The organism is Sinorhizobium medicae (genome assembly GCF_007827695.1).
Classification (GTDB): domain Bacteria; phylum Pseudomonadota; class Alphaproteobacteria; order Rhizobiales; family Rhizobiaceae; genus Sinorhizobium; species Sinorhizobium medicae.
Window position 1 is genome coordinate 1 of record NZ_VITA01000049.1, and the last position, 9854, is coordinate 9854.

General features: G+C 58.6%; 10 protein-coding genes and 1 pseudogene. 6 read left to right on the forward strand and 5 right to left on the reverse strand.

Annotation, left to right across the window (positions count from 1 at the left end; genetic code table 11):
- Positions 1 to 869: 869 nt before the first annotated feature.
- Entirely contained in the window at positions 870 to 1850 is a 981-nt protein-coding gene (syrM, locus tag FB009_RS32170; RefSeq protein ID WP_011970905.1) for a nod/exo genes transcriptional regulator SyrM, read from the forward strand.
- 73 nt (positions 1851 to 1923) lie between these two features.
- On the opposite strand, the pseudogene tnpC reads toward syrM, so the two are convergent.
- From tnpC to FB009_RS32975, 5 genes and pseudogenes are all read right to left on the reverse strand, one after another.
- Positions 1924 to 3490: pseudogene (tnpC, locus tag FB009_RS32175) on the reverse strand (IS66 family transposase).
- Positions 3491 to 3565: 75 nt separating this feature from the next.
- Positions 3566 to 3838 carry an IS66 family insertion sequence element accessory protein TnpB gene (tnpB, locus tag FB009_RS32180; RefSeq protein WP_011970902.1) on the reverse strand — a complete coding sequence of 91 codons (273 nt, stop codon included), beginning with the start codon at positions 3836 to 3838 and terminating at the stop codon, positions 3566 to 3568.
- A gap of 68 nt (positions 3839 to 3906) precedes the next feature.
- Positions 3907 to 4293, reverse strand: coding sequence for a transposase (locus FB009_RS32185; protein ID WP_011970901.1), 387 nt, complete (start codon positions 4291 to 4293; stop codon positions 3907 to 3909).
- Positions 4294 to 5090: 797 nt separating this feature from the next.
- The gene (locus FB009_RS32195) at positions 5091 to 5834 is read right to left on the reverse strand and encodes a sulfotransferase (RefSeq protein ID WP_011970900.1); all 744 of its coding nucleotides are present in this window, start codon (positions 5832 to 5834) and stop codon (positions 5091 to 5093) included.
- A gap of 206 nt (positions 5835 to 6040) precedes the next feature.
- Positions 6041 to 6379: a hypothetical protein gene (locus FB009_RS32975; RefSeq protein WP_162304042.1), complete on the reverse strand. Its 339-nt coding sequence runs from the start codon at positions 6377 to 6379 to the stop codon at positions 6041 to 6043.
- A gap of 148 nt (positions 6380 to 6527) precedes the next feature.
- On the opposite strand from FB009_RS32975, the gene hsnA reads away from it, so the two are divergent.
- From hsnA to FB009_RS32225, 5 genes are all read left to right on the forward strand, one after another.
- Entirely contained in the window at positions 6528 to 6809 is a 282-nt protein-coding gene (gene hsnA / locus FB009_RS32200) for a host-specificity nodulation protein HsnA (RefSeq protein ID WP_011970899.1), read from the forward strand.
- A 2-nt stretch (positions 6810 to 6811) separates the two neighbouring features.
- Positions 6812 to 8020: a host-specificity nodulation protein HsnB gene (hsnB, locus tag FB009_RS32205; protein ID WP_011970898.1), complete on the forward strand. Its 1209-nt coding sequence runs from the start codon at positions 6812 to 6814 to the stop codon at positions 8018 to 8020.
- A gap of 219 nt (positions 8021 to 8239) precedes the next feature.
- Positions 8240 to 8506, forward strand: coding sequence for a hypothetical protein (locus FB009_RS32210; RefSeq protein WP_018210180.1), 267 nt, complete (start codon positions 8240 to 8242; stop codon positions 8504 to 8506).
- Positions 8507 to 8510: 4 nt separating this feature from the next.
- Positions 8511 to 9248: a host-specificity nodulation protein HsnC gene (gene hsnC / locus FB009_RS32215; RefSeq protein WP_011970897.1), complete on the forward strand. Its 738-nt coding sequence runs from the start codon at positions 8511 to 8513 to the stop codon at positions 9246 to 9248.
- Positions 9249 to 9663: 415 nt separating this feature from the next.
- On the forward strand, positions 9664 to 9854 hold a 191-nt coding region (locus tag FB009_RS32225), incomplete at its 3' end, for a phosphoadenosine phosphosulfate reductase domain-containing protein (RefSeq protein ID WP_186447529.1).

Genomic DNA, 9854 nt, shown 5'->3' on the forward strand with positions numbered 1-9854 from the left:
CTCCGGCCTATCCAGAGCAACCCCCGATTTAGCTTACCGCGGGGGCGGGCCACCTTCATCCCGCGAACATACGGTCTAATCGCCGCTGGATGAAAAGTTCAGTGGCAGGTCCGAAAGGCCACGTATTCGGAACCAACCTCCTCTAGCGATCGCTCTCTCCTGAAAACTTGACAGGCCCCCCCGACCGCCTTGCCGAGGCGGGCGCGTTCCCGACGGCGCCCTCGACGGCAAGCCGGTCTCGACGGTCTTCCATCGGCGCTGCAGGCAATGGGCATTTAAAACCGTTTCAAGAGTCTCCTTAACAGAGCTCGCGCCGGGTGAAGACCCTGTATGAGGGATAGTGAAGTGCAGGGGCGGCTGCCTACCGGCCCGTTGAGTGAGGCTATGTATCCAAAACGTGGATGACAGTCATGCGAAAACGCGATTTCTCCTGTCTCGCCGAATGCCATTACAAGAACGTTAGATTTAACCGGAGGGCAGAAGTGGGCAACGAGATCAATTCCGACAGACTCCTTTGCAATGAAAGCATGATTTGCGACCAGGGCAGATGTGTTGAGGCAGTTTTCTTCAGTAAGTTTCAGGCGGGGCCACTTTGGCGAGATCATTTTGTGGCTTGCTCGTTGGCACTGAAATTTGGTGTGAGCCGGCAGTTCCTCGAAAGCATTCTGGACCAGCGTGTCTTCGACACCCCTCACGTTAGGCCTGCGAGACCCGGGGGGGGTCACAGCCAAGTACTTCTGATTAACGGAAAATCACGACGCTTCCCATTTGTCGGCGGGCCAGGAGTGTCTTTGGCACGCACACCCATATTGTGACGACCTGGATCTCCGGGATGTGGCGCGGGAACACCTGCCGAGGAGAATAGATCCATGGATCAGCCCACTTGGAAGCGGCCACATAGGGCCAAATTTGCCGGTGTCAGTGACGCCGCACAACAACGGCAAATGCCGAACCTTGCGTCCATCGACCTAAACCTACTGGTGGATCTTGAGGCTCTGCTGCAGTACCGGCACATTACTCAAGCGGCCCAGCACGTCGGCCGTAGCCAACCGGCGATGAGCAGAGCCTTGTCAAGGCTGCGCGGCATGTTAAAGGACGATCTTCTGGTTGCCGGCTCTAGAGGCTTGGTCCTGACGCCGCTGGCTGAATGCTTGACCCAGATGCTGCCTTCAGTGCTAGACGCGATTCGCCAGATGATGAACCTCAGCTTGGCTCCGGCGCAACGGCGATGGAAGGTGACAATGGCTATGCCCGATCACCAAGCGGTGGTTCTGCTGCCACATCTGTTGCCGCGGTTACACGAGCGCGCCCCTCATCTCGACATTGTCACCGATCCGCTTTTTAGCGGCGCGCTGGGGTTACTTGAGCAAGGTGAGATCGACGTGGTCGTCGGGCAGATGGACGCCGCTCCGCTCGGCTACTTGCGGCGCAGACTCTACGCCGACAGCTTCACCTGCGTGCTACGCCACAATCACCCGGCCTTGGCGCAGGAGTGGACGATCGAGGCTTTCGCGGCCTTGCGCCACGTCGCCATTGCCTCGGAACCTGGCGAGCTTTTCGGTCAGATCTATGACAGGTTAACCAAACTCGGACTGCAGCGTTGTGATCCGATGGTGGTTTCCACCGTACTGACCGCGGCGGTCTTGATCGCGGCGACTGACTCAGTGCTAGTTGTACCAAGCCGCGTGGCGACGCGTGTCGCCGCCATGCTGTCGCTCGCGGTGATTCCCCCGCCTGTGGAACTGAGACCATACGAAGTCGCGCTGATCTGGCACGAGCGGTGCCATCGAGACCCAGAGCATCGCTGGCTGCGGGGCGAAATCGCCGCCGCAGCGTCCACGGCCGGTTAGACTAAGACTAGCGAATAGGCGAGGATGGGTGAGCATAATGAATGAGGACGGTTTGATGATTGAACGTAAGCGGTTAGCTGACGGCGTCTGACCTGAAGTTCCAGGGCATGAGAGCTTCGATTTCGGATGCGGGCCAGCCTTGAGCGATGCGGGTCAAGGTCTGCGAGAGCCAGTCGAGCGGATCGACGCCGTTCATTTTGCAGGTCTGCAACAAGGTGGCCACCGTCGCCCAAGTTCGTCCACCGCCCTCGCTGCCGGCGAATAGGCTATTCTTTCTCGTAATCGTTTGGGGCCTGATCGCCCGTTCGACGATGTTGGAGTCGATTTCGATGCGACCGTCCGTCAGAAAGCGCTCCAGCGCCTCGCGCCGGGTGAGCGCGTAGCGGATCGCCTCGGCGGTTTTGGATTTTCCCGAGACTTTGCCCAGTTCCTTTTCCCAGAGCTCGAAGAGGCTGGCGACGGTGGTCGAGGATTTCTCCTGGCGCCGGGCCGCGCGGCTGTCGGCATCCTTACCGCGAACTTCATCCTCGATGCGCCAGAGCTCGGTCATTGCCAGGACAGTGTCTGTGGCGGCCTGCGAGACTCCGCTGATGTGCAGGTCATAAAACTTGCGCCGTAGATGTGCCCAACATCCTGCAAGCTGGACCGTTTCGTTGCTGCCGGTTTTGGCCCGCGTCTTGGCGAGATTAGTATAGGCCGAGTAGCCATCCACTTGCAGGATGCCGGTGAATCCGGAGAGATGACGCGTCACGCAATCCGCACCTCTGCTGTTTTCAAATCGATAGGCCACCATCGGCGGACTGGTTCCGCCATAGGGGCGGTCGTCGCGTGCGTAAGCCCAAAGCCAGGCCTTGGTGGTTTTGCCCGAACCGGGCGCAAGAGTGGGTAGGGTCGTCTCGTCGGCAAAGATCCTTTCGCCCTCCTTGACCCTCTCCAGAATATAATCGGCCAGCATCTGCAGTTCGAAGCCCAGATGCCCCATCCATTGGGCCATCAGCGATCGGCTGATCTCGACGCCATCACGCAAATAGATCGCTTCCTGCCGATAGAGAGGAAGGCCATCGGCGTATTTGGAAACGGCGATATAGGCGAGCAGCCGTTCCGTCGGCAGGCCGCCTTCGATGATGTGTGCCGGCGCCAGGGCCTGGACCACGCCGTCGCTGCCCCGGAAAGCGTATTTGGGGCGACGCGTCACGATAACCCTGAACTTCGGCGGCACGACGTCCAGCCGCTCGGAGCGGTCCTCTCCGATCAGAACCTTTGCCAGCCCCTCGCACCCGGCCGGGATTTCCGGCTCAATGACCTCCTCGATGCGCTCGAGATGGGCGGCAAAACCCTTGCGCGGACGCGGCGCTCGCTTCGGCTTGTCCTTGGCTGCGCGATCGAGTTCGCTGCGGATTGCCGATAGACCGGTTTCGACCTCTTCGAAGGCAAAGGACACCTGCTCGTCATTGACCTCGAGGCGGAGCCGCTCAGAGCGCTTGCCATTTTGCGTGCGCTGCAAAACCTTCATGATCAAGGTCAGGTTGGCAATCCGCTCGTTGGCGCTCTTCTCAACCGCCTCCAACCGCGCGATCTCAGCCTCGGCCACCTTTCAGCGCATCAACGTCGTCCGGCAGGTCGCTAAGGGGCAAATCCATGCGGGCGAATAGAGCACAAAAACAGCCGCTTTCCCAATCATTACAGCAGCATGATTCATCTTGCCGCAGTCCTGTTCAGCCCGTCAGCAACGGCCGTCTGACCTTGGTTGGCCGGATCTTCTTCCAATCCAGACCGGCCAGAAGCGCCATTAATTGCGAATGGTCCAGACGTATCCTGGCGGCCGATATGCCCGGCCAGCAAAAGCTCTGCTCCTCGAGGGTTTTCGAATAGAGGCAGACACCGCTGCCATCCCACCAGACGATGCGAACACGGTCCGCCCGTTTCGACCGGAACACATAAAGCGCTCCGTTGAACGGGTCGAGACCGCCATCTCTGACTAGAGCCATCAAGGATGCCGCACCTTTTCGGAAGTCGACCAGCTGGCACGACACGTAAACGACAACGCCGGACGCGATCATGCCTTGCGGACCGCTCGGAGTTTCTTCACCAGGTGATCCGACTCGATATCGCCGCCGACGCGCACCACGACATCACCGAGGACGATTTCGACCGCAGAGCTTGCCACCGGCTCAACGCGCGCGAACTTGACCTCCTTCTTCGCGGTTTCCGTCAGGGGCGCAACCAACCCCGATGACAGTGCCTTGCGACGCCACCCGTAAAGCTGCGAGGGATCCAATCCCTCAGCGCGCGCGATCGCAGAGACATTGGCTCCAGGCAACAACGTCTCGGCAATCAGGCGCTCCTTCTCCTCGTTCGGCCAGTCTCGCGGCTTGCGCCGCGCCCGCACCGGCGCCGCCGTCAAAACCTCGAATGTTCGTGGCTGATTCACACTGTCGCTCATAGATTCTCCGCATGACTCATGCAGAAAATCCTCGATCAGCGCGTCAATTGATACGTGGGGGTCCCTACGCGCTTACGATTGAACTATCCCAGGGCGGTGGCGGACCCGGTCGATGCGCGACTTGCCCGATGACTCACACGCGGGAGGGAGTTGAGCGCCTACCACATGCGGCTGGGTCCAGACACCGCCGTTTTCGTCAACCGGCCGAAGTCGCAAGGGGGCACACGCGCGAGGATCGAGTTGCAATGATGAGCGAGCGGTCAGTCATAGCGGCTGTGCACGCCCCAATCCCGGCGGGTTCGCGGCGTTGTGTCAAACGCTCCTCTCACCACTACCGATGACAATACGTGACCCCGCTCCGAACGTAGGTGTTCCGTCGGTCGCCCCACGTCGCCAGCGCTGACTGCCATCCGCTGAGACGGAAGTGTGCTCAGCCGCCGCATTCCTCGCGGTGTGGGAAATTGCACGCCTTGAGGACGTCAAACCGTGAGGAGGCCTAGGAGGAACCGGTCTGTTTCAGAGGTGCTCTTTCGGCTGCGCGCGATCCAGACTTTGGACGATCTGAGCCGTCGAGAACGCAGTAGCGCTCCCTGGCTTCTGCCTAACGATACGGCCCGACCCGGCGTGACTCGACATGAGCTCAGCGTACCCATCGTCCGACGTTGCATGCCCTAGTGACTTCAGGCATCGGTCCCTTTCTACCGTGGCGTTAATTTGGTGCAATTCCTAGGCGTACGCAATTCCGAATGGTAGCTTCGGCATGCCGAATTGGATATGCCGAGAATTGTGCTGTCAAATCAGTCGTTACCAAGCTCAAAGAACCTCGCGTAAGGTCCATTCGCGAAGTGAACGCGCAACTCATGAAAGTTCCGCACCGTTTGGTCCAACGGACGCGTCTCTTGACGCTGGAGAATACCGCGATCAGAAAGCTGTAGGGCAGTAGCCCCGAGGAAATCTAAGACCGTTGCCACGCAAGCGTGGGGATCGCGAAGAAGCCTCTCGTACTCGATTAAATGCATCCTGCTTGGTTCAAAGGCGTTCACCACTCGAGCGTGGAAATCGTCGGCAGCTTTGAAGTAGGCTTCGCAGGTGGCGAATGGCAACATCACTGGCGGTGGAGGAGTTGAATTGTCCGAATTGAACTTGAGCCACTGACGGGTTTGCCTTGCCTGCACAAACGATCTTAGCGACTCTAATGTGTTTCTGCGAATCACAAGGATAACCTTAAGTCCAGGCCAAGCGGTCAGCTCGGCAAAAAAACTCGGACGCTCCTGAAACTGAGGCTCGTTGATCTTGCAACCCACATGGGTCACCTTCTTGTCGCTTTGTGGGGGATAGCGCAAGAAGGCACGCTCCAGAAGCTCTCGATCGCTGAGTAGCAGGCGTTCCTTGTCAGGCCAGTTCGTGTCGTACGTATTGAGCAATTCACCGTTACTCAGAACATTCGGATGCTCGTTTACTAGTTCTTCCAAGTAGTGTGTGCCGGTCCTTGGCATCGCAAGGATTGCAAATGGCTGAGGCGGCAGCGTGGAATGGGTCATTTCAGGCGTTTTTCCATTTAACAGTTGTGGTGGTTCCAGCGGAGAATTATGTTCGTCCGCTGGCTTGTTTAGCCTGGGGAAAGCGGGCTGCTCTTTAGCGTTGATCATCTGTGGTTAGCTTCCATCCATGGCTCGGTCAGAGCTCGACGTTTGCTAGTTTCGTGCTTCTACCAGCCGACACTTCAGCGCTGAGTCCCGCATCCGCCTCACTCTATATCCGGTCTGCATAGCGTTTTAGTCGCAATCGCCCAGATTGGTAAAATTGATTGTTTTAATGAGAGGGATCCAGCCTGTGAATATAAAAACGCCGAGGCGCAGAGGGGACATAGCGTCAATGTAGCGGGAAAAAAAATACTATCGCCGGCAGTCTTGTTGTGACCTACAGCAGAGATGTGTCGTTGTGCTTGGTGCACCGAACGACCGTCGACTATTCTCACGGCATCCATTTCACGGATGGCCGACATCCAAACAATCGATTTTACCAATCCCACTGATTTGTAGCACAAGCTGCCCACGATTGGGAGGCCAATGATGTTCTTCGTCATCGGAGGCTTCGGCACGGACCAGCCGGATTCCTCCGGCTCTGCGGGCATTAGGCTTAGCCAGTCGCGCACGCCTGGTGACAATTTTCGCGAACTGGGCCGCCTCAGCATTTGAGCCGCCGTGCGTCGACCACAAGCTAAAGGGAACAAAATGGTAGATCAACTCGAAAGCGAAATCATTGGCATCATCAAGAACCGTGTCGAATCGGAGGGCGGCGATGGGGGGGCCGCGTTAACAGTCCACGATTTAACGGCTGCCACTGAATTGACCGCGCTTGGTGTCGATTCTCTCGGTTTGGCGGACATCATCTGGGACTTGGAACAGGCCTACGGTATCAGGATCGAGATGAACACGGCCGAGGCGTGGTCGGATCTCCAGAACGTCGGCGACATAGTGGGAGCCATCCGAGGCTTGCTCACTAAGGGGGTTTGAATATGGACAGGCGCGTTGTCATCACTGGAATGGGTGGCCTATGCGGACTGGGCACCGACACCACCTCTATCTGGAAATGGATGCGCGAAGGCCGCTCCGCCATCGGGCCGCTTCTCAACACAGAGCTTCACGGCCTGAAGGGCATAGTGGGCGCTGAGATCAAGGCGCTGCCTGACCACAACATCGACCGCAAGCAGCTCGTCTCGATGGATCGCATTAGCGTGCTTGCCGTGATTGCAGCGCACGAAGCCATGCGCCAGGCCGGGCTTTCCTGCAATGAAGGCAATGCCCATCGGTTCGGCGCGACTGTGGGCGTCGGCTTGGGAGGGTGGGACGCTACCGAAAAAGCATATCGTACCCTCCTTGTAGATGGGGGGACCCGTACTGAAATCTTCACTGGTGTAAAGGCTATGCCGAGTGCCGCCGCCTGCCAGGTCAGCATGAGCCTCGGCCTGCGGGGCCCGGTCTTCGGCGTCACCTCCGCCTGTTCCTCGGCCAACCATGCGATCGCTTCGGCGGTAGACCAGATCAAGTGCGGCCGGGCCGAGGTTATGCTCGCGGGGGGCAGCGACGCGCCACTAGTCTGGATTGTGCTGAAGGCATGGGAAGCTATGCGCGCACTCGCTCCGGATACTTGCCGACCCTTCTCCGCCGGCAGGAAAGGCGTGGTACTGGGCGAGGGTGCGGGCATGGCCGTGCTGGAAAGCTATGAACATGCCACCGCTCGCGGTGCAACAATACTCGCGGAGGTCGCCGGCGTCGGCCTTTCCGCCGATGCGTTCCATATCACAGCGCCGGCTGTCCATGGGCCGGAGTCGGCGATGCGCGCTTGCCTTGCCGATGCAGGACTGAATGCCGAGGACGTCGACTACCTCAACGCGCACGGCACCGGCACTAAGGCCAACGATCAAAACGAAACTACGGCGATCAAGCGCGTCTTCGGAGACCATGCATATTCGATGTCCATATCTTCCACCAAGTCCACCCACGCGCACTGTATCGGCGCAGCTAGTGCGCTTGAAATGATCGCCTGCGTGATGGCGATCCAAGAAGGAGTCGTGCCGCCGACCGCCAACTATCGTGAGCCAGATCCCGACTGCGATCTAGACGTGACGCCAAACGTGCCGCGTGAGCGTAAGGTGCGCGTTGCCATGAGCAACGCCTTCGCCATGGGTGGCACGAACGCAGTTCTGGCATTCAAGCAGGTATGAGCCTGTCAGTTGCTTCCTCAATGATCACCACTTGCAGGGCGGCATGAGACGCCCCCTGTGCCATTGCATCAATGAAGTCCGTCAAGCGGGATCGGGCACGGCTCTCGTCAGGAGAAGGAGCGACTGGTCTGGCAGCGTTTGACCCTAGACCAGCGCTTCGAGATCGCGTGATTGGCCGGCGTTCATGTAAGGCAGCTTTTCTGGTGGCGCGGTGGAGTAATGCTGGTTGTTCTTGCGGCATTGCCGGCGTGTACCGGCATCAGCGTGAATGGATCGCAGCAAGCAAGTCGGAGCTTGCAAGGTGCTGTCTGTCCTCGCGCCGTGTCAGCCGCGAAGCCGGGCTCGCCGCTGTGCAATATCAAGGCGGAGCTGCGGCGCAAGGCGACGATCAGCCGCGGCAAGGAAGCCAGGTTGAACCCGAAGACAGCTGGCGCGGTGACGTTAAAAGACACCATCACCAGCCTACACGATATGAGAAGAGGTTAAGACAATGTTCGAATTGACCGGGCGCAAGGCGCTCGTCACGGGCGCATCAGGAGCCATAGGAGGGACTATCGCCCGCGTGCTGCATGCTCAGGGCGCTATCGTCGGACTGCACGGCACCCAAATTGAAAAACTGGAGACACTGGCAACTGAGCTCGGAGACCGGGTCAAGCTGTTCCCGGCTAATCTGGCCAATCGAGACGAAGTCAAGGCGCTTGGTCAGAGAGCGGAAGCCGATCTTGAAGGCGTCGACATCCTGGTCAACAATGCTGGCATCACCAAGGATGGATTGTTCGTGCACATGGCAGATCCTGACTGGGACATTGTGCTGGAGGTCAACCTCACCGCCATGTTCAGACTGACCCGCGAGATCACCCAGCAGATGATACGCCGTCGAAATGGCCGCATCATCAATGTCACTTCGGTCGCCGGCGCCATCGGCAATCCAGGCCAGACCAATTACTGCGCCTCCAAGGCCGGTATGATCGGCTTTTCCAAGTCGCTGGCGCAGGAGATCGCCACGCGAAACATCACTGTCAACTGCGTCGCCCCGGGCTTCATCGAATCGGCAATGACCGATAAGCTCAATCACAAACAGAAGGAGAAAATCATGGTGGCGATCCCGACCCATCGCATGGGCACCGGTACCGAAGTCGCGTCCGCTGTTGCGTATCTCGCTTCCGATCACGCCGCCTATGTCACCGGACAGACCATTCACGTGAATGGCGGTATGGCAATGATTTGAGGGCGGTCGGGCCTACGGATGAGTGGGCTTGCATTTGCATACGCCAGCCTATCAGCGCAATGATGATAGCGGCATAAAGGCCATTGCACTTTCCGAAAGCTGAGGAAGCAAGCCATTATGGGTACTGCACCTGTCAGCAATACTGAACCGTCTCAACGGAATAGCCTGCGAGTGAGCGCTCCGGTCCCAGCAGCAATAGCGCGGCCCCATATGAAGACGCTATCTCGCTCGGCGCCGGCGCATCAGCGCGGAACGTCAGATAGCGCAAACGCTTTAGTGCGGCGTTGGCCGAGCGCCAGTTACCTCGCGCCGCCGTCTTGCCGCGGTGATACCACGCATTGGGGATGCCTTAAGCGAGCTGGAGCTGCCGAGGGCGTAACCCGGATAGGTTCCTGAGCATAGAACAAGGCCACAAATGTCTCTTCCCCATCTTCGGCGGCTTGAAGCCGAAGCGATCCATGTTATTCGCGAAGTCGTTGCAACATTCTCCAACCCCGTCGCCCTCTACTCAATCGGTAAGGACTCCTCCGTATTGCTGCATCTGGCAATGAAGGCGTTCTATCCCGGAAAACCGCCCTTTCCATTCCTGCACGTCGATACGAAATG

What these genes read in the sequence shown, in the direction of transcription:
- FB009_RS32975 (WP_162304042.1), bottom strand. Translation starts at nt 6,379, where the DNA reads ATGACGAAGAACATCATTGGCCTCCCAATCGTGGGCAGCTTGTGCTAC.
- syrM (WP_011970905.1), top strand. Translation starts at nt 870, where the DNA reads ATGGATCAGCCCACTTGGAAGCGGCCACATAGGGCCAAATTTGCCGGT.
- hsnB (WP_011970898.1), top strand. Translation starts at nt 6,812, where the DNA reads ATGGACAGGCGCGTTGTCATCACTGGAATGGGTGGCCTATGCGGACTG.
- tnpB (WP_011970902.1), bottom strand. Translation starts at nt 3,838, where the DNA reads ATGGCTCTAGTCAGAGATGGCGGTCTCGACCCGTTCAACGGAGCGCTT.
- FB009_RS32195 (WP_011970900.1), bottom strand. Translation starts at nt 5,834, where the DNA reads ATGACCCATTCCACGCTGCCGCCTCAGCCATTTGCAATCCTTGCGATG.
- hsnA (WP_011970899.1), top strand. Translation starts at nt 6,528, where the DNA reads ATGGTAGATCAACTCGAAAGCGAAATCATTGGCATCATCAAGAACCGT.
- FB009_RS32210 (WP_018210180.1), top strand. Translation starts at nt 8,240, where the DNA reads ATGCTGGTTGTTCTTGCGGCATTGCCGGCGTGTACCGGCATCAGCGTG.
- FB009_RS32185 (WP_011970901.1), bottom strand. Translation starts at nt 4,293, where the DNA reads ATGAGCGACAGTGTGAATCAGCCACGAACATTCGAGGTTTTGACGGCG.
- hsnC (WP_011970897.1), top strand. Translation starts at nt 8,511, where the DNA reads ATGTTCGAATTGACCGGGCGCAAGGCGCTCGTCACGGGCGCATCAGGA.